Below are 21040 nucleotides of genomic sequence, written 5' to 3'. Positions count from 1 at the left end.
TCACTATATCGATTAAAAGTTTGACCTTTCTTCGCTGGCATAACAAAAATCCCCTCCGGTATCCAGTGTTTGAGTTCATTGTAACATGTCCTCTTTTTTCACTGTCTACCATCAGGGGATAATACCAAAATGACTCCATTATTTATCGACTATACGCGCCGGCTTAGGGCCTTAACGGCCGCTATGAGGAGCCCGGACGTTATCAACAACCCCAAAAAAAGAGCGTCCCCCTTATGGGAACGCCCTTCTAGTCATCCGAATTATTTCAAACCCAGTACTTCAAAATCATAAATCCGCGTAGCCGTGTCCCCGCCTTGCGTCGCCTTCTCTATCTGAAGACGCACGTACCGTGCGGAGGTAAGTTCGATGGCATGGCTGCTGACCGCTTTCGTATTGTCTTTGACCGATACCGCGTCCTTCCATTCCTTGCCGTCCGAGCTTACCTGAATGGTAAATGCCCGCGTATTGAACGCGGCCGGCTCGCCTCCGGCCTCCGCATGCTTGATCACGAATTCGCTGAGCTTATGCTCGGCTCCCAGGTCCACCGTCAGCCAGTGAGGCCCGTCTCCAACAGCACACCATTTGGTAGCGGCATTGCCGTCCACCGCAAATGCAGGTGCTTCCTTCTCATTCACGAAGCTGGATGCTGATGTTTCCTTGCCAAGAGCAAGGTTGCCCACGCCATTCTCCGCTTCCCGTGTAACCGTGATGAGCTTCTTCCGAACCAAGTCCTCGCCAACGCTATTGGTAGCGGTTAGCGTCACTTCGTACGTTCCTTCCTCCGAATATGTCACTTTAGGATTCTGCTCCGTGCTGGATGCTGGCTGTCCGCCCGGGAAGCTCCAGCTCCAGGACTCCGTCACTTCCGAGGAAAGATCCGTGAATTGTACCGTTTCTCCCGGTGCGATCAGCGTTTTATCCGCTTCGAAGGCTGCAACCGGCTTCGGATATTCCGGCCAGTCAAAGCTTACCGACGATGCTTTTCCTTGTTCGTAATGGCGGTTCACCGGAATCACGACCATCTTGGTTGCCTGCTCCTTCAGCAGTCGCTTCATTTCCGGCACGTAATATACCGTATTCCCCGTCATGCCCATCAGCTCGTACTTGCCGTCCGGATGAACCCGGTACACCTGGTAGTACATTACGTCCTCAGCCTGTTTCGGTGCCTTCCAAGACAATCGCGCATCTCCATAAATTCCGCCGCGGAAATCATTATCGATGACCTGAAGATCGGTCACCTGGTGCGGTTTCTTCGCCTTATCATTCACCTGAGTAACGGCCAGTTTTCCAATATTGGCCCGATAATCCGCTATATCCGCGGCAGATTCGAATTGCAGCGAGATTCCCACGATCGTGCGGCCTTTATACTTGTTCAGCTTAACGCTGCCCTGCTTCCAGTCCTGATCGGCGCCCGTGGCAGTCCACTTGCCAGGCTCGAAAAATTCATACCGATCCGGTGCATCGGAGAATGCCAAACCAATCTTCACCTTGGCGTCCTTCGCATTGTCCGCATAGACGAGCGATACTTCCGTCGTCGGTTCTACCGGGATATTCGCCTTATACAGCTTGACATGGGTAGAGGAGCCTTTGCTTACCGCACCCGCCACCTGAAGCGAGCTGCCTCCGTAGTAGGATTTGCTGAAGTCAAATCCAGGCTTGAGGGCTTCACCCTTGCCGTTAGTTTCCGTGATCCAGCGCCAGGTCGGCAAAATATCCTGCAGGCTCCGATTGCTCCAGTCTCTGCTCCGCATCACTTTGCCGTCCACCGCGAACATATGGCCGTTGCCGGTATTGAAATGGGTGACAAATTCGGAATCGGTGAGCACGGTTTTGGCAACCACATCATTCGCAATCCCTCTCCAGGCCAGCGGATCGGTCCCTTCAGGCAGCGAGGTATTAGCCGGATTCATGCCAGGTCCCGCCCAGAAGATCTGCTCCTTTTTCATATACTCCTCATGGGTTTCGGAGCTGTTGAACGCCCAATCGGGACGATAAATACCGAGGGAAGTCGTAGCTTTCTTGCCGTCCGGGAATACAACCGGCCAATTGAACTTGCCTTCGTAGCCCTTCGCCTCCACGTCGATGCCAGCGTATAGATCATACGGGCTGCGGCCAAGCTCCGCCGCTTTGGCCGGGGAATTCAGGAACGGAGTAATGTAGTCGTATTGGCCGTTCTTCTCATCCTTGTATTGCCAGCGGAAATCGATAAACATATGGTCGGAAACGCGCTGATTTCCCGCCTGGAAGAACATCTCGTTCTTATCCGTCAAAGCCCCCTGCCACTTCACCGGTCCTTCCTTGATCATGGAATCGTACCAGATCACTTCCATGCCCGGCGCTTTTTTCTGCTGAAGATACGTTAAAAACTGGGCCATCTTGGCGGCATCCTCAGGCGTTCCGCCCTGAGTCTCCTGATTGATGAACCAGCCATCAAATCCGTAATACTTAGCAACCTCAATCAGTTTGTCTGCAACCGGGAAGGATCCATCCTCCCGCTGCTTTAACAGATCATGCATCCACTGGATTTTGCCTCCATGCTCGGTTTGCGGCAAGAAAACGGTTCCAAAAACAGGTACGCCATTCTTGTGAGCCACATCGATCACGTCGGCGCTTGGCGGAACGATCAATCCTTCGCCTGCCGAGCCGCCCCACATCACCAGCTTGTCGATATACTGCCAATTACTGAACGTATAGGTATGGAACTTCTCCGAGCCTTGGGAAGGAGCTCCGCTTGTGCTTGGATACATGGAAGCGATCGATAAAACCTTCACTTCCTCCTTGGCATTGTTGTTTACCTTATGACCCTGGAGACGCTGATCCTCCAGCTTAACCGTTCCCCGATTAAATAGCGCATCCTTATCCGTGGACGGCGACCATTCCAGCAGCGTGTTCGGATACCAATATGATGAGTGAGGCTGTGCTGCTTCGGCTTCTCCAGCAAAACCCGTCAGGGACGCGGCCAGCACTGCCGTGCTCATCCATACCGTCATTCTGCGTTTCCACTGGGCTTTCGTTAAATAATCCGGTTTGATTCGTTTCATGGGAAAACCTCCTGTTTATTTCATGATTTCGTGGTGGACAATGAATGCGTTTTCCATCGAAAAGAAGGAATGACAGAGAGAAACGGCCGCTTTAGATCAGCCGTTTCTACCCCCTCATACACTTTTTATAGATTACTTGTTTTGAGCCTTCCACTCATCAAACTGCTTTTGAGCTTCAGCGATAACCTTGTCAATTCCAGCATCCTGGAACTTTTGTTTTGCTTTTGGCAAGTATTCTTCAGGATCGATGGAGCCGGTGTACAGCGCAGGAATGAATTCTTTCGCTACGTTGGTGATGGCCGCAACCTCCGTTTTTACCGGAGCCGTGTCGAAGTTAAAGCCGAACGTAGGAGCTACCACAGCCGAGCTGTTAAACTTCTCGAATGCTTCCCACTTGTCTTCAGGCTCGCCTTCATGAAGATACGTCAGGAACATATTACCGAGCGCAAATCCAGGCATGGCATAGTTTTCCTGCATAGCAGGCATATCTTCGATGTATGGTCCTTCAAGCTTCTTGTAGTGCGTGCCTTCCAAACCGTATTGAATCATATTGCGCAGTTTCTCATCCGTGTTCAGCAGGTTCAAGAACATCATCGCCCGCTCCGGATTTTTGGAGTAGGAAGAAATCGCCATCATCGAGCCCGCAGCGGAGCTGGTGTAAATGACCGGATCGTGCATCGGTCTTGTCACAATGTCATATCCTGCGTTTCTGGACCAGCCAAGCTCCGCGTATGGCTGTGTGATCTCGCGGTCCACGAGCCATTTGCCAGTTTTGATGTTATCAATGCCGTCGAGCGTCGCTACGTCCTCGCGCACATAACCCGCTTTATAATATTTGCGCATCGTGGTCAGAGCCGATTTCAGTTCAGGTGAATCCAGCAGATTCTCAAATTTAAAGTCTTTGGTGTCAAGGTACATCCCGATTGGAATTTCATCACCAAGCGGGAAGTCGACCGGCAAGTAAGGCTTAAAGCCTTTCGGTACGGCAAGCGGTGTAATATCCGCAGGCTCGTTCTCTTTAATCGTTTTCAGAAGCGGCTCCAGATCCTCAAGTGTTGTCACCTTGGAAATGTCCAGGTTGTACTTATCCAGATACTTCTTATTGAAACGCCATACAAACTGCTGTGCCAATTCCTTGTTGGCCGGGATGCCATAGTTCACGCCGTTCACCTTCGTTCCTTCCAAGAAACGAGGATCCAGCGCTTCCTTAATGCCTTTTCCATATTGATCAAGCAGATCATTCAGCGGCTTAAATGCGCCCTTCGCTGCATTTGGAAGATAATCGAACGCCCATGAGCTAGTGAAGGCGATGTCGTAATTCTCGCCGGAGCTTGTAATAACCTGCATCCGCTGGCTGTAATCGCCCCAGTCGATCATACTGATCTCGAGCGTTGCATTGATTTTTTCCGTCAAATATTTATTGATTTCCTCTTGTACCACGGGAAGATCCTTCTGGTTAGGCCCGATCATGTACATTTTCAGTTTGACCGGATCCAGCTTGGAAGCATCGACCGTGCCGTCGCTCTGAACGGCTGCCTCTTCCTTCGCAGGCTCGCCGGACTTAGCTCCTTCCTTGCTGCCGCAAGCCGACAATACAACCGTCAGCAGAAGCACAAGAGCAAGGGACAGTATAGAAACCTTTTTCTTAAACATGTGTTTTCCCCCTGTATCACTTAATGGTTAATGCTATATTGACACCGCTTACACACCTGAAACATCAAAGCCGGATTTCTCCGGCAGTGTGCGATGCGGGTACAACCATATGAAATTAGCCTTTGACCGAGCCTACCGTCAGGCCCTGGACAAAATATCGCTGGAAGAACGGATACGCCATAACAATCGGCAGTGTCGCCAATACGACCATCGCCATCCTTACCGTCTCTGTCGGCAGGCCGGTTGCTGCATCGAATGAACCAATATTCTGCGCATTCTGCGTCAGGAAATCCATGTTCTTCTCGATCTTCATCAGCATGAACTGCAGCGGTGGCGTTGCCTGTGGATTGTTATAATACAGCAAGGCATTAAACCAGTCGTTCCAGTAACCCAAAGAGCTGAACAAACCAATCGTTGCAATCCCCGGCAGCGAGACCGGCAGCACGATTCGGATAAAAGTCAGAAACTCGCCGGCGCCATCGATTTTGGCGGACTCAATAATTTCATCCGGAATCGTCGTTTGGAAAAAGGTTCGCATGACGATGATGGAGAACGCGCTCAGGGATAAAGGAAATATCAACGCCCAGATCGTGTTTTGCAGATGCAGGAACTGGGTCATCACGATATATCCAGGCACCATACCGCCCGAGAACAGCATGGTAAAGAATGCAAGGAAGCTGAAAAAGCCTCGAAATTCAAAGTTTCGACGAGACAATGCATAGGCATAAGTCGTAACCAATGCCAGACTCACCAGCGTTCCCAGTACCGTGACCAGAAGCGTTAAGCTGAATGAGGACAGCAGCTCGCCTCCCGTTTCAAAAATATATTCGTACGCCGCCGTACTGAACTGACTCGGCAGCAGCCTGAAGCCTTCCAAGACCAGCGTCTGTTCGTCGGTCAAGGAAATAATAATAACAAATAGAAACGGAAAGATACAGGAGAACGAGAAGATGCCGATCACGATATTAAAAATCGTATTCCACAATGGGGAGATGGCGTTGTAGTCTCTCTTCTTTGAACGCTTTGCCGGCTGATTCGCGGTTTGCGTGGATAGCTGCGTCATGAACGGTACACCTCCCTCGGATTAGAAGATCGCATGATCTTTTTCAATTCGTCGAACGATATAGTTGGCGACTAGAATCAGAACCAGCCCTACAAGCGATTGATACAAGCCTGCTGCCGTACTCATTCCGATGTCCCCCATATTGATCAGTCCGCGGTAGACGAAGGTATCGATAACATTCGTTACCGGGTAGAGAGCGCCCGAGTCCTTCGGAAGCTGATAGAACAATCCGAAATCGGAACGGAAGATGCCCCCGATGGCCAATATGGTCAGTATGATCATAAGCGGCTTCAAGAGCGGAATCGTAATGTACCGCGTTTGCTTCCACTTGTTGGCTCCATCGATAACAGCCGCTTCATAATAAGACTTGTCGATCCCTGTAATAGCTGCCAGGTAAATAACGCTGTTGTAGCCCACGCCTTTCCATATGCCGACAAAAACAAGAATGAAGGGCCAATATTTAGCTTCGGCGTACCAGCTGATCGGCTCTCCCCCGAAATAAGTGATGATTTGATTGAGCGTCCCTTTGTCTACGCTCAAGAAGGTGAACGCAAAATAACTGATAATAACCCACGACAAAAAATGCGGCAGAAACATGCCGGTCTGATATACCTTGGCCGTCCGCTTGTTGACAAGCTCGCTTAGCATGATCGCAAAGCCGACCGCAATGATCAGGCCCAGGATAATAAAAGCCAGGTTGTACAGAATCGTATTCCTCGTAATGATATAGGCATCATTGGTTGTAAACAGATATTCGAAGTTTTTGAACCCTACCCATTCGCTGTTGAACACGCTGGCAAAAAATCCGTCCGGGCTTATACGGAAGTCCTTAAACGCGAGAACGGTGCCGAACATGGGCAAGTAAGCAAAGATAAGAAACCAGATGGTTCCGGGCAGTATCATCAGCAGCATAAACCGGTTGCGTATAACCTTTTTGATGAACCCCGACATGAGCACTCCTCCTCTTCCCCGTTAAATACAAGTGATGCGACTGTTCTAGAAGATCCCCCATGATCTATGTCAATGCGGCTATTCTATCACTCACCCTAACTACTATCATTGTGCCAAGTAAGCGCTATCGCGCTCAAGTTGAAAAATACTAGAACGGGATGGATAAATTAAAGAATCCCTTATAAGTGCGTGTTCAAAAAGGCGGGTTTTCAGCACCGAGGCTTATGCTTCCGAAGTGCGTTTTTTCAAAACGCTTTAGGTTGGATGAAGCTAGGGACTGAGGAGCGGAGCGTACGTTTTGGGTACGTGAGCACCAGAAGGCCCGGCTGAATTCAAGATTCGATGCCGAGTTACTTCTTGACTCCCTTCGTGATCAAAAGATGACTTTTTGAACAACCTCTATAAAACAACAAAAAACAGGCCAAAGCTTATCAGCCCTGAGCCTGTCACTAGACGGTTTACGGTTTATTTAGATCCGATACATGGACCTCATTTCAGTTGGAGACACGCCCGTATACTTTTTGAACTGCCTGTAAAAGTACGAGCTGTCCGTATAACCTACGCTGAACGCAATATCCGCCGTCTTTTGATCGGTATGTAAAAGGAGCTGCGTAGCTTTCTCGATGCGGTACTGGTTCAAATAATCCGAGAAGCTTGCTCCGACCTCCTGCTGAAAAAGCTGCCCCAAATAATTCGGATGCATCTGCAGCCGCTGGCTCAGCGTCTTCAGGGAAAGCTCTTCCGGATAATGGTGCTGGACCTGCTCTACAAGGAACGAGACGTGCAGACTATAACCCTGATCCGCTTCTTCCAGGCGCGCAAGGCTGCGCTCGACGATACGCCACACATGATTTCGGAGTCCCTGGAGCGTATTAATCCGGTGCATTGGCGTAAACACCTCGCTGTAATCGGGGTTCTTCTCCATATCCTTCGCCGCGATCATCAGCTGGACTGCCGCATTCAAGCAGGTTCCCCGGGGTACCGTCGGCTCCCCGCTGTCACCGCCGAGAACGGACTCGATATAAGCCTGCAAGGACGGAACGTCTCCCTCGATCAGCAGCTTCGCGAACGTGTCGGGGCGAGCGGACGGCGAAGAAGCCTGAACGGTCTCCGGTTCCGCAGGCGGACTGTACAGCGTCATGTCATCTCCGGCAATCAGGCAGGCGTTGAAGTGGCTCTTCGCCTTCCTGTAGCTCTCCTGAATGTCTTTGAAATCATTGAATCCCGCATTTCCTTCGGAGCACCACATGCGCAAGCCAGTCAGCTCCCTCAGCTTGACCATGGCATTTCTCATACCCTCCCGCGCGGCATCCCTCCGTTCAGTCATCGCGACCGACATCACGACGATATCGTCATCCGCATCGGGGAAGCAGATCACCTCATGATCTCCCCCAAGCTCTTCCGAGAAAGCCCGGCAATACTCATCGGCTAGGCTGGTCAAGCGATAGAGCTGGGATACCGGGCGTTCGTCAGATATGAGCCGCAATACGTAAACCTGGTAAGACACATAATTCAGCGGAATTCCGAGAAGTTCGGCTCTTTGTTTTAATTCCGAGCTTTTGATGTCGCCGTTGACCCAACGCTGCAAAATATTGCTGCGGAGGATCTTCCAATCCTCCTCGGAGCGAAACCGTTTCAATTCCTCGCGCTCCCAATCGCCTCGGATATGCTTAATGGTGGCTTCCAGTTCCTCAATGTTGATCGGCTTCAAAATGTAGTTCTGAATGCCGAGCGTGATCCCCACCTTCACATATTCAAATTCTTCGTACCCGCTCAGCACAATGAATTTGGTGCGGGGATGTATTTCCTTTACCTTCTTGATCAGCTCGAGCCCGTTCATTCTGGGCATCATAATGTCCGTGATCAGCAGATCCACGGGCTCTTCTTTCAACCTCTCAAGCGCCTGTAACCCATCGTTGGCCGAACCAGACACATGCAGGTCGTAGTCCTGCCAATCCACAATGGTGGCCAAGCCCTGAGCGATCAAAGGCTCGTCATCAACAAAAAACACCTTCCTCATGTCGTCTCCCCCTTGCGAAGCATCGGTATTTCCATGCGGACCTCGGTTCCCTGTCCTTCCGTACTGTTTATAGTCACTCCGTAATCATTCCCGTAGTTCAGCACGATTCGTTCATGCACGTTCATCAGCCCGATCGAACGATGGCCCTTTTCGGGAGGCTGGAGAACCTTGTTCAGCGTGCCGCGGATTTGGGGCAGCTTTTCCTCCGGAATGCCCGTTCCATTGTCCGATACGACGATCACGACCCGGTCCCCTGCCCCATAAGCTCGGACTGAAATTTTATTGTTGTCTTCCAGCGGACGAAATCCGTGAACGATATAGTTTTCCACGATCGGCTGGACCAGCAGCTTGATAATGCTGGCACTTTGGATTTCCGGATCCACCTCGATCTCCGTCTCCAGCCGGCCGTCATAGCGAATGCGGAACAAATCGAGATAAACGGAACACATGTCCATTTCCTCTTCAACGGTAACCACCGTGCTTTTCTTTACCATGTTCTTGAACATGACCGACAAGCTGTATATCATTTGCCCCACTTCCTTTGCCCCCACAAAGTACGCCTTCATGCGAATGGATTCGAGCGTATTGTATAGAAAATGGGGGTTGATCTGGGATTGCAGGGCAACCAGCTCCGCGTTTTTTTGCTTGATTTCCGAGGTATACATTTTATCGATGTATTGCTCCAAACGGTCGCCCATGTCGTTAAACCGGCGGGAAATCTGCTGAAGCTCGTCTTCGCCGGACATTTGAATGCGCGTCGACAGATCCCCTTCGCCGATCCGGTTCATCGAGCGGATGATCCGCTGCACTTTTTTGGAGAACTTGCGAACGATCGTAAACGTAATCGCAAAACTGGCCGCCATAAACACCAGGGTGACCAGGATCAGTCCGGTTCTGAGACTCTCCGTGCTCTCTTCGATCAAAGATTGCGACACAATCCCCACCACTGACAAGCCCGCATTGCCGACATTCAAGATGTTGACCTTGGAGGGTTCGTCCAGCTGAACCCAGTCCCCGGCTTTCTCCTGCTCCAGGTTGTAGGGGTAGGTTTGACCGTAGTACTCGTCCTCCGAATCGTAAATCACGGTTCCCTGTGCGTTCAACACCAGGATCCGGCCTTTGACCGAAGCGCGGCTCTCCAGCCAGGATGAAATTTGCCGGGCGTCGAACTCCACATTCATCATTCCCACCCGATTCAGGGTCCACGGGTCCTTCAGCTCTCTCGAATAGGAATACGACCTTGGACTGGAGCCTCCGGATGAACGCGAGGACTCGTTCTGCGGCATGGTATCCCAGCTGTGCTGCTCCCGGCGGGCGAACCAGGTCTCCCACTTGTTCTTGGAGCCCGCTTCATTATTCAGCTGCTGGTTGGTCCGGCTGATATGCATGTAAAAATTGTTCGGATAGCTGTAGATCGACACGCTTTTGGCGCTTGATTCCTGCTCCAGATAATTTTTCAGCAAGTTATTGAAGGAGCGCAAACGCTGTTCTCCTGTCCTGGTGTACAAATCCAGGCGGTATTTCAGGTAACTCTCATATTCGTTGTTCAAAAAGTAGATCAGCTCATCGCTCAGCGTGGCATCTCCGTAAATCTGCTGAAATATATTCTGTATGCCCTCATACTGCCGGCTTAAATAAATATTCAGAACATGCGCGGATTTAAGATTCGCATCGGTCTGCTCACGGAGTATGCGCTGCGTCTGGTATTGATAAACCAGGGTTGCCGCAATCGCAAACAGCACGATCATGACGGTCGAATACAGCACAACGATTTTGTTGAACATTTTTCGCTTCAGATGATTTAAATAGAATTGGCGCAGTCTGAAAATATGAAACACACCCTGTTCTATAATGGTCACTTCGGCACCCAGTGTACACCCTTTCCGTAAACCCGGCAATTGAAATTTGCATCTTTATGAAGCTTAAAGAAATAAATCACGCGCTTTCGAGGAACACGAATGCGGCACTCCGCTTCATGCCACCGAACGCGGCATAAACGTATTCTAGTATGGAATTGATGAATTGCGAAGGCAGCAAGGAATGGCATCCCGTTCGTTCTGACCGAACGCAGCATAGGAATATTCAACTTCGAAGGAATGGAACGGGACAAGTCAGCACAACGCATTTAGTATCGAATAGCAGAGGAATGCCCTTCGATATGTTGAATATGTATATGGAACTAAATCATAAATGAAACCGAGGCTATGAAGGATGAATCTTCAATTACTATATCATGAATATCTGAATCAAAAATTCAATAGAGGATTACCGTCCGTTCCATTGGACGACTTTGAATATGGAATTCTTGAGGAAGATGGCGCAGCATTATTCTTTATCGAACGTAAAGATGTGGCCTTTGTTGAGTGGGCGTACGAATTGCAGCCCCGAGATCCCCATTATGTTGCGAACCCGGACTGGAAGCCTGTGCTCTCGGCTTTTTTCAACCATTTGGACGTCTATGATGAACTGGTACTCTTTTATCTGTTATTTACGATCAACAAGACAACGTCCATCGTAAGGAGCAATCCGATCAATGCCATGAATGATTTCATGAAGAACTATTGTTTCTTTCAGTTAGCTCAATTGGGGGAGACCAGAGGATTAAATGAGGAACAAAGGCAGCAATTAAGGGACTTCTTTTTCTTTTTCTACCTATATGCTCACCCGGTCAACGAGGAGACGCTCTACGCCTTTTCATTCATCGGGCAAGATTTGGTTCATACGAAAACCAATATCCGTATGGAGCAATATTTTATTGTATATCACGATTACTATAGCGAGATTCTCGACAAGCATAGAGATCAATTGTTCATCGCTCCGCATGAAATTCATGCCTGCAAGAATCTTACACTGGAGCTGTTAAGGTCCATGGAGGGTAAATCGCCAAAGCTAACCATGCCTTTGGAAGAAGGTTTAGACGCACTATTACAGCTGATCAATAACGTTGATGATATGATTCATATGAACGTCGAGAATAAAACAACGTTATTCGGTATGATGAGGGACTTTCTCTCGGACAATCGCTCAAACCCCTATCGCGATCATTGCTTCCGTATGCTGCTTCAGAATTACGTTTGTTATATCCTTTATTTTAAGTTTGATGAAATTGATGATTTGGTTGATTACTTTAAAGATACTCCGGTATGGTGCGAAGCGATTATCAATAACATCTTTACCGATGCCATCTTTATTCAGAAGATGATGAGGCAGAACCGGATCGATATAACCAAGTATCCGAACGTGATCAAATTTTTCAATGAGGAGGCCCGGAGGATTTATCTGTAAGCCGATGCACGGCCATTCCACAAGGAATGGCCCATTTGCTATGCACGACTATCGGAGCGCCATCGCCCGATCATACTTGAAGCAGCTTCACCTCATCCAATCGTTGCTACTCTTTTGAAATATTAATTTTGCGGGCTACAGGGGGGGCTTTTTCCTCCTCGATCGTGTCGATGACACTGTCGATCACGGATCGCGAAGCAAGCAGCCATTCCTTGACCGCGTTTTTTACATGCTCCTTGGTTTGATGTCGCTCAAGACTTTCCAACAAACGCTCCACTCGAAGCAGATTTTCCATCACTCGTTCCCTTCTAAGCTCTGCGCTTCTCATTGATCTTCAACCTTTCCTTGTGCAGTCAATTCCCGTTTGCCGAAACGGATGATAAGCCGGTCCTTCGCATACCTTGCGCCTATAACTTCGCGGCCCATCAGCGTTCTTGGCAGGATGACCTTGCGTTTGTAGGCGCCTGCATCTACCGTCAATTCGTCCCCTGTCTGCGTTAAATCAAGATCCGCCTTCTCGACAAAGGGAATGGAAAGCTCCAGCAGCATGTCTCCATCCTCCTCCCGGATCGTCTCCGTTCTACCACGGTACAACATGGCAGAAGGAACCTGCTCTCCATAAACGATATCCGCTAATTCTGCAAGAATAGGGAGTCCGATAACTTCCTTTTGCATCATAGGCGCCTTCAGAATCGGAAGCGGCTGAAAGTTCAATACGATTTCTTCTTCGTATTTCTTTTGAATGTCCCGCCAATGCGCGAAGAATCCTTTCCCTGCCTCATCCGGCAGCACCCGATTAACGATAATGGCATCTGTATTAAACCCGAACAGATTCAAATAGGTAAAGGAGCGCTTCGCTTCGGCAAGCACCATCTTCTCCGGATTCAGCACGATCCTGACCGACGTGATCTCCGGATCCAGAACGAGCCGCTGCATTTCCTCCAAGCCGCGTGCTAACCGCTCGATGCTGTCCAGCACGTCATCCGAAGGAAGATCGATATCCTTTACAATTTTGGCCACGGGCCGCACGATCTTGATCAATTTGCGTTCGGTCGGGAATATCTTCTCCAGCCACCAATTCAATACGTTTGGATAGCTTAGCAGCCGCAGCGTCTCTCCGGTCGGGGCGCAATCGACCACCAGTACGTCATAATGCCCGCTTTCAGCGTGTTCCTTGATTTTCAGCAAACTGAAAAGCTCCTCCATGCCTGGGAACACGAGCATTTCTTCTGTAGTGACATCTTTAAGCTGCGCTTTGTCGAGTAATTTCGTGATCCAGCCCTGGACGGTTCCCCAATTCCGCTCCGTCTCGCGGATCGCGTTCACTTCCTGCCCCCACAAGTTGTCGCTGATTTGAACGGGATCCGGTCCGATCGGTACCGCCAGCGAATCTGCTAAGCTATGTGCCGCATCTGTGCTGAGAATAAGGGTCCGTTTGCCTTGTTTGGCCATTTTCACTGCCGTCGCCGCCGCAATACTCGTCTTGCCGACGCCACCTTTGCCTGTGTAGATGATGATCCTCATATCTATCCGCTCCTTTTAATACGATTTCGTAGTAAATAGCCGGAGGAATCCGGCTTGAACCGGTTATTCCTCAATCTGAATCTTTACAGAGTAACGTTTCTTTTCTTGAAGCGTTACAGGTCCCCCATCCTGGAAGACTCTGGCTGCCTTGAACAGTAGTGTCGTGAATTGCTCCATTTCCTCAGGCGTAAATGCCGTCTCCAATCTGCTCAGCATCGCCATCATGATTTGCTCCCATTCCTTTGCCAGCTGCAGACCTTCCTGCGTCAGCGTGACGAGCTTAACCCGTTGATCTTGTGCAGACGTAGCCCGTGCAATCAAGCCTTTACGTTCAAGCCGTTTAGCTATGCTTGTCATCGAACTTAAAGGCGCTCCCATCTCGGAGGCCAGCTGCGACATCGTCAAATCTCCGCGGAGGAGCAAAATAAGCAGCGTTGACATATCGGAGCGAGTCACTTTTTGTTCAAGCTGAAGCGTATCGGTCATAAAAGCAAACGGACGCAGACCGGTCTTGAGGAAAAGGTCATATAGGTGTTGGATACCGGTCACTCCTTTTCGTACGATTTCGTAATATTACGTCTGCGCCTATTTTAATACGATTTCGTAATAATATCAATCACCTGCCGAATTTTTATACGATGTTTTTATTAGCAGGTAAAACCTGCGATTGACAGCACTTCATTCTCAGTGTTACATTGATTTCCAGTCATTACTACGAAATCGTATTAATATGTTGCTGGAGGTGCATGGATATGGATTGGAGTAGTATGGTTTTGGCAACGGCCGGTGTCATCGGCGGCGGCACGGCAGTGGCACACGGCATTCTCATGAAACGAGTGATCATGAAGCCGATGGAGACGGTTTTTGAAGCGGATGGGCGAATATCTGTGCCGCTGCGAAGGCTTGGGACGCTGCTTTTACATTTCAGCACATTCAACTGGTTACTCAGCGGGCTCTTTTTGATTGCAGCCGCGATCTGGTTCGGGCAGGAGGCAAGGCTCGTGACGGGTCTGCTAGCTGGCAGTTCTTTTCTGTACGGTGCAATCATCTCATTTTGGGTAATGCGTCGCCTTCATCCCAGCTGGATCTTGATGACCGTTGCACTCATTCTGACCGTCTTGGGACTAACGCTGCCATAGGCTCTAGTATATAGCAGTATTATGTAAACCCGAAATTATGGGGCCCAATCAAAAAAATGGTACCTATCCTTCTGATTATGAAATTCGATAGAATAAAGATATTCCTTCGATGTAAGCGTTTTCCATTACGCGCATAGTCTGGGAGAATCCATATTTTTTTAAGGGAGGGTATTTATGAAGCGATCTCAAATTTCGGAAAGGCGGTATAGGCAAAAGGTAGTGAGTCTGTTCTTGGCGGTCATGATGCTGGCTGGCATCGGCTTATCGCCGGCTTCGAAGGTTCAGGCAGCTGACGCTGCTGGAACCACCATCACCTCGATGTCTTATTTTTCAGCTGCGGACGGACCTGTCATCACAAAATCAGGAGTCGGGCAGGCCAGCTACGGTTTTGTCATGCCGATATTCAACGAAGGCTCTGCCACCTGGAATGATGTTGCCCAGGACCTGGGAGTAAATTTGAAAGTAAATGGCAGCTGGGTCGATATCGACAGTGTCGGCAGCTTTGTCTATAACCAGAACTGGGGCCACTGGAACGATGGCGGCTTTACCGGCTATTGGTTCACGCTCTCCGCCACAACGGAGATTCAGCTGTACTCCAAAGCCAATGGGGTCACGCTTGAATATTCACTCGTTTTTGAAAACATCAACAAAACAACCATCACGGCGATGACCCCGACGCAAGGACCGCAAATTACGGCAGGTTTTACGGGCGGTGCCGGCTTTACCTATCCGATATTCAACAATGACCCGGCCATTACCTATGCGGCCGTAGCGGATGATTTGAAAGTGTACGTGAAGCCTGTCAACAGCAGCCAATGGATCGATATCGACAACAATGCAGCCAGCGGCTGGATCTATGATCAGAACTTTGGTCAATTTACCGATGGAGGCGGCGGCTATTGGTTTAACGTCACGGAATCAATTAACGTCAAATTAGAATCGAAAACCTCTTCAGCTAACATCGTGTATACTATCACCTTTAATGAGCCGGTAAGAAACTCTTATGTCCTTACGCCTTATGAAGGAACGACCTTTACAGCTGATGCAAGCGGCGCTATCGGCATCCCGCTGCCTAAGATTGATGGGGGCGCTCCAATCGGCACAGAACTTGGCAATTTCGTATACCAGATTAACATCAACGGGCAATGGGTGGATCTGGACAATTCAAGCCAGAGCGGATTTGTATATGCCGCTAATGGCTACAATAACATGTCCGATGCCAACCAGTGGGGATATTGGGCCGACCATATCTATGGTCTATGGTTCCAGCCGATCCAGGAGGATATGCAGATCCGTATCGGCTATCCGCTAAATGGGCAGGCAGGTGGAAGTGTGGGCAGCAATTTTGTCAACTATACCTTGATTGGCAACCCGGATGCTCCGCGCCCGGATGTAACCGACCAGGAGGATATTCCGATCGGAACGCCAAGCGACTCTGCCATCGAGGGCATGAATCTCATCTGGCAGGATGAGTTTAACGGGACGACGCTCGATAACAGCAAATGGAATTATGAGACAGGTTATTATCTCAATGACGATCCCAATACCTGGGGTTGGGGCAACTCGGAGCTGCAGCACTATACCAATAGTGCGCAAAATGTTTTTGTACAGGACGGAAAGCTTAATATCAAGGCCTTGAATGAGCCAAAATCCTTCCCGCAGGATCCTAGTCGGTATGCACAATACTCCTCTGGCAAAATTAATACCAAAGATCATTTCTCCCTCACATACGGCCGAGTGGATTTCCGTGCCAAGCTGCCTACCGGCAACGGCATCTGGCCAGCGCTCTGGATGCTTCCGCAGGATCATGTGTATGGGACGTGGGCAGCCTCCGGCGAAATCGATGTGATGGAAGCAAGAGGACGATTGCCAGGTGCGACGAGCGGCGCCGTACACTTTGGGGGACAATGGCCGACGAACCGGCATCTTTCCGGTGAGTATCACTTCCCTGAAGGACAAACCTTTGCCAATGACTATCATGTCTATTCGGTCGTCTGGGAAGAGGACAATATAAAATGGTATGTGGATGGCAAGTTCTTCTTTAAGGTAACCCGCGATCAATGGTATTCCGCTGCCGCGCCGAACAATCCGAACGCCCCATTCGATCAGCCGTTCTACCTCATTATGAACCTGGCGATCGGCGGTACCTTTGACGGCGGCCGGACCCCGGATCCGTCCGATATCCCTGCCACGATGCAGGTGGACTATGTCCGTGTTTATAAAGAAGGGCAAGGCGGTGGCCAGAATCCAGGAAACGTGTCTGTTACCGGCGTAACGGTGAATCCGACCACGGCACAGGTGGAAGTCGGGCAGAGTGTTCAACTAAACGCCAGCGTGGCGCCGTCCAATGCAACGAATAAGCAGGTCATGTGGTCGGTTGCGAGCAGCGGCATCGCATCCGTGAGTGCAAACGGTCTCGTGACCGGGCTCGCTCCGGGCACGACAAACGTCACGGCGACAACCGCTGACGGCAATAAAACAGCCAGCGCCACGATTACCGTTGTACCGGCACCATCCACCGTGATCGTCATCGGTGATGAGGCGAAGGGCGTGAAGAAGATCGGCGATGACCTGCTGTTCTATGTCAATGGCGCGACCTTTGCCGATTTACATTATAAGATCAATAATAGCGGGCAATTAAACGTAGCCATGGCACCAACGGGGAACGGCAACTATACCTACCCTGTCAACAACCTGAAGCATGGAGATACCGTCGAGTACTTCTTTACCTATAACCCGGGGCAAGGAGCACTGGACACGCCTTGGCTGACGTATGTTCATGGGGTAACGCAAGGAACACCGGAGTAAACCGGGGAAGCTTTGACAGACATGGCGCTGCAGGTAAACCGGTGCCTGCTCCGGGTTGCAATCGCGCAATGTCAATGAAATCAGGGCAAACAGAAGGCCGTCGACATCATCGACGGCCTTTCTTCAGTTGATCAGCTATGTTTGGTTAGCTGATTCACTTGTCATCATATTTTTTTGCAAATAGCTCAATATTACGAATGTACACTCGCCTCTTCACTCACCTGTCTGGAATGCAAGACTTTCATGGCGTATCTTGCTATAGGCTGTGCGACCAACATTTCGCTGATCATTAGGTCATCAAGCGTTTTACGCCAACATGCGTTAAGTTTCTGATATACCGATTGATTAAAATCCCAAAGCCTATTACGATTACTTATAAGGATACTTGTCCCGAGGCATAGCTATCCTCCAAATAGAAAAAGCACATTGACCTGTAAGCCGCGTGAAACGGGATGCCTTCTGAACGTTTTGTGCGGCTGTTTATAAATACGAACATCCGTCCCATACTTAGGTTTATCAACAGGTGAGACGAATGTCTCTAACCGACTCGTTAGTAAGGGGGAATGCAGACACATGGAAAAGGAATTCATACTGACGCACAAGCTGCTGACCCTGCTCGATTCCGAATATCGCTGGTTCACCCTTGCCGAGATTGAAGAGCAGATTGGCGTATCGGACAAAACCATCCGTAAAATTATCGATGAAGCCAAGCAGGAGCTTCCTCCTTCCATTCATTTTGAAATTTCGCGTGGAAAAGGCGTCATTCTCCACTATGATAAACGAAATGTCGCTATTGGCGAGGTCATCTCCTCCATGTACAGGCAGAGAACCTTCTACCAGCTGCTCGCTGTGCTTTTTGCCGAGGGAGGGCGTTACTCGCTGGAAGAGCTGGCAGACAAGCTGTATATGAGTTCGTCCTCGCTGAAAAAGCTGATCATCCGGCTGAACAACCATGAATTGAAGCCATACCATTTGCGCATTGCGTATTCCATGCCAGAGGTCAAAGGCAGTGAAATCAGTATCCGTTATTTTTACTGGAAAATGTTTTACGATGCCTATGAATTTTCCGGCTGGCCATTTGCCGACATCGACCAAGCCCAGATCCATGAGTACATTACGGCAATCGAGTCGGAGAATGACATCGTGTATTTCCTTAACGCCAAGCGCAGCTTGTCGTTTCTGGCGGCAATCATGATTACCCGAGTGCTGCAGGGCAAATACGCGGATGTTCAGAGCGGGTCATATGACTGGGAGAATCGCATGCTTCACGACTCTGTTGCCACATTGGCCAGAGCGCTGGAGCAGCGGTACGCCATTCATTTGCCGCTGGACGAAATCCGGTTTCTGCAGGCCATGTTCAGCTTGGGCCAATACAATTATTATGATGAAACGAAAGTCAGCGCGATATTATCGAGAGAGAAAGCAAATCTCATGCAAATCGAGGAGGAACAATATCAAATCATCAATCATTTCCTCATGCTGGCACTTGCCGCGTTCCCTGCGATCGATATGAACGACCGGTTCATCTGGGAAATCGGGGATTTCTTCGAGAAGCTCCGGCTGGAAAATGCGCTTCCCGATTTAATCGCCATCTCGGCAAGCAGCCTGACGGAATATGTCCAAAGGGATTGCCGCCCCATGTACCAGATCGTAAAGAGCTGCATGCAGGAATGGAGCCAGCGCTACCCGGGCATTCAGTATAACGACTATCATCTGACGAAGCTGACGCTGTTGATCAGCTCCAGCTTGCGTTATAACAGCAAAAAGGCTTTCCTGCTGATCGGCGGGGAATTCTCCATCCGCCATTACGTCGCCAAGCTCATCAAGAATGAAATCGGTGACGAACTGATCATCAACACCTCCATTATGGAGGGGCTTACCGATGAAATGATTCAGAAGCACGGCATCGATTTTGTGATCAGCACGTTCCCCGTTGAGCTGCATACGGTGCCCGTGGTCATTATTTCAACGATACCAACCAAACGGGATTTAGAAAATATCCGCAAGGAATTAATGCAACCATGAGACCTCATGGTTGCATTTTTCCGTTAAGCTCCGTAACATTCTGGTCTTGGTTATCCCTCCGATTCTGACTATGATGAAGGCAGATCAATAATAAAGCGCTTTCTTAAAAGGGAGGCCAGTAAGCAGGAGGAGCAAGATGAGCATACATTTGGGAGCACAACAGGGAGATATCGCAGAACGCGTGCTGCTGCCCGGCGATCCGCTGCGGGCAAAGTTTGTGGCAGAGCACTTTTTGGAGGAGGTATATTGTTACAACGAAGTGAGAGGCATGTACGGCTACACCGGCCTTTATAAAGGCATTCCCGTTTCTGTCCAAGGTACGGGAATGGGCAACCCGACCATGAGCATATATGCGACGGAGCTGATTCAGGATTACGGGGTCAAAAAGCTGATCCGCATCGGTACCTGCGGCGCCATGCAAAAAGAGCTTCAGGTCCGCGACATCGTACTCGCCCAAGCCGTATCCTCGGACAGCAATCTGATGGAAAAAATATTTCATGGCTGCAATTACGCGCCAACCGCCGATTACGCCATGTTAAGCAAAGCGCATCAACTGGCTCAGGAGAAGCAGGTGAATGTCTTTGTCGGCAACATCTATAACTCCGATGAATTCTATAGGGAAACTTTGGACCGTCTTCATAAATTCATGGAGTTCGGCGTGCTCGCGGTCGAGATGGAAAGCGCCGCCCTATACACGCTGGCTGCTAAGTACGGCGTAAGGGCCCTGTCCATATTGACGGTAGGCAGTCATCTGCTGACCAATGAACGCTCGTCCCATCAAGACAGCGAGAAGTCCTTCCACGACATGGTCGAGGTCGCGCTCCATACCATTTTAGCGGACGAATAGTCTGCCGCAGGTTTGCTTGCATAACAAAAACGTTCGGATATCTTAACAGACTTTGCTCTAGGGGGAAAAAATCAATGGGAATCAAACGCGGATTTAAATATGATTTTTCGTTGTTGGCCATTTTGTTGATCCCGATCGGGATCGCCATCAACTTTGTCGGGGCCCAAATCATTCTGCTGCTCAAGCTGCCGATATACCTGAACACCATCGGAACGATTCTGACGGCCATGATCGCCGGTCCTTGGGTCGGTATGATTACGGGGGCCAGCACCAATCTTGTTGTCGGCATAACGAACCCGGTCTCGTTCGCATTTACGCCTGTACAAATGGCCGTCGGTCTGGTGGTCGGCCTGCTCTCGATGAGAGGCATGTATACGAAGCTGTGGAAAGTCATCTTGTCTTCATTCGCTGTCGTACTGACGGTTCTGATCGTGGCTTCTCCGATCCAGGTGCTGATGTTCGGCGGGGCGACCGGCAACTCTTCGGATGCCGTGGTTGCTACATTCCTGGCCTCCGGTCAGCAGATTTGGACAGCGGTATTCTCAACCAAAATCCTGGTGGAAAGCGTCGACAAAATCATCAGCAACGTCATTGCCTTTGTCATCGTGATGAAGATGTCCCCAAGATACTTGTCCAAGCTCAATTACGGTGCAGCTTTTATCAAAAAGAAATGACGTATAGTCC

15 protein-coding genes are annotated in these 21040 nt (G+C 49.7%); 6 read left to right on the top strand and 9 right to left on the bottom strand.

Annotation, left to right across the window (positions count from 1 at the left end):
• Nucleotides 1-260: 260 nt before the first annotated feature.
• The 6 genes from AK95_RS07900 to AK95_RS07875 form a co-directional block, all read right to left on the bottom strand.
• The gene (locus AK95_RS07900; protein WP_071219423.1) at nt 261-3041 is read right to left on the bottom strand and encodes an endo-beta-N-acetylglucosaminidase; all 2781 of its coding nucleotides are present in this window, start codon (nt 3039-3041) and stop codon (nt 261-263) included.
• A gap of 132 nt (nt 3042-3173) precedes the next feature.
• Nucleotides 3174-4694 carry an ABC transporter substrate-binding protein gene (locus AK95_RS07895; protein WP_071219422.1) on the bottom strand — a complete coding sequence of 507 codons (1521 nt, stop codon included), beginning with the start codon at nt 4692-4694 and terminating at the stop codon, nt 3174-3176.
• A 115-nt stretch (nt 4695-4809) separates the two neighbouring features.
• Complete coding sequence (locus AK95_RS07890) at nt 4810-5757, bottom strand: carbohydrate ABC transporter permease (RefSeq protein WP_071219421.1); 948 nt, start codon at nt 5755-5757, stop codon at nt 4810-4812.
• A gap of 21 nt (nt 5758-5778) precedes the next feature.
• Nucleotides 5779-6708, bottom strand: a complete 930-nt coding sequence (locus AK95_RS07885; protein WP_071219420.1) for an ABC transporter permease — start codon at nt 6706-6708, stop codon at nt 5779-5781.
• Nucleotides 6709-7177: 469 nt separating this feature from the next.
• Nucleotides 7178-8728, bottom strand: coding sequence for a response regulator transcription factor (locus AK95_RS07880; protein ID WP_071219419.1), 1551 nt, complete (start codon nt 8726-8728; stop codon nt 7178-7180).
• On the bottom strand, nt 8725-10626 hold the full coding sequence (locus AK95_RS07875; RefSeq protein ID WP_235613049.1) for a sensor histidine kinase: 1902 nt from the start codon (nt 10624-10626) through the stop codon (nt 8725-8727). The genes AK95_RS07880 and AK95_RS07875 overlap by 4 nt, the downstream gene beginning before the upstream one ends.
• A 313-nt stretch (nt 10627-10939) precedes the next feature.
• Here AK95_RS07875 and AK95_RS07870 point away from each other — a divergent pair, with 313 nt between their 5' ends.
• The gene (locus AK95_RS07870; RefSeq protein ID WP_071219418.1) at nt 10940-12013 is read left to right on the top strand and encodes a hypothetical protein; all 1074 of its coding nucleotides are present in this window, start codon (nt 10940-10942) and stop codon (nt 12011-12013) included.
• 106 nt (nt 12014-12119) lie between these two features.
• On the opposite strand, the gene AK95_RS07865 is transcribed toward AK95_RS07870, so the two are convergent.
• The 3 genes from AK95_RS07865 to AK95_RS07855 form a co-directional block, all read right to left on the bottom strand.
• A complete protein-coding gene (locus AK95_RS07865) occupies nt 12120-12308 on the bottom strand; it encodes a hypothetical protein (protein WP_071219417.1) in 189 nt (62 codons plus the stop codon).
• 29 nt (nt 12309-12337) lie between these two features.
• Nucleotides 12338-13537 (bottom strand): ArsA family ATPase, encoded by a 1200-nt coding sequence (locus AK95_RS07860; RefSeq protein WP_071219416.1) that lies wholly within the window; start codon nt 13535-13537, stop codon nt 12338-12340.
• 63 nt (nt 13538-13600) lie between these two features.
• Complete coding sequence (locus AK95_RS07855) at nt 13601-14086, bottom strand: MarR family winged helix-turn-helix transcriptional regulator (RefSeq protein WP_235613048.1); 486 nt, start codon at nt 14084-14086, stop codon at nt 13601-13603.
• A gap of 203 nt (nt 14087-14289) precedes the next feature.
• Between AK95_RS07855 and AK95_RS07850 the strand changes: the two genes are divergently transcribed.
• The 5 genes from AK95_RS07850 to AK95_RS07830 all read left to right on the top strand — a co-directional run bounded on the left by AK95_RS07850 (nt 14290) and on the right by AK95_RS07830 (nt 21030).
• Complete coding sequence (locus AK95_RS07850) at nt 14290-14676, top strand: hypothetical protein (RefSeq protein ID WP_071219415.1); 387 nt, start codon at nt 14290-14292, stop codon at nt 14674-14676.
• A gap of 174 nt (nt 14677-14850) precedes the next feature.
• Nucleotides 14851-17484, top strand: a complete 2634-nt coding sequence (locus AK95_RS07845) for a family 16 glycosylhydrolase (protein WP_071219414.1) — start codon at nt 14851-14853, stop codon at nt 17482-17484.
• Nucleotides 17485-18057: 573 nt separating this feature from the next.
• The gene (locus tag AK95_RS07840; protein WP_071219413.1) at nt 18058-19509 is read left to right on the top strand and encodes an AcpB/EbpR/MafR family transcriptional regulator; all 1452 of its coding nucleotides are present in this window, start codon (nt 18058-18060) and stop codon (nt 19507-19509) included.
• A 136-nt stretch (nt 19510-19645) separates the two neighbouring features.
• Nucleotides 19646-20356, top strand: a complete 711-nt coding sequence (gene deoD / locus AK95_RS07835; protein WP_071219412.1) for a purine-nucleoside phosphorylase — start codon at nt 19646-19648, stop codon at nt 20354-20356.
• 74 nt (nt 20357-20430) lie between these two features.
• The gene (locus AK95_RS07830; RefSeq protein WP_015738050.1) at nt 20431-21030 is read left to right on the top strand and encodes an ECF transporter S component; all 600 of its coding nucleotides are present in this window, start codon (nt 20431-20433) and stop codon (nt 21028-21030) included.
• Nucleotides 21031-21040 lie beyond the last annotated feature (10 nt).

It is taken from the genome of Paenibacillus sp. LC231, from assembly GCF_001860525.1.
Classification (GTDB): Bacteria; Bacillota; Bacilli; order Paenibacillales; family Paenibacillaceae; genus Paenibacillus_AQ.
Note: the sequence above shows the minus strand (reverse complement) of the source record. Positions and strands in the feature narration are given on the sequence as shown.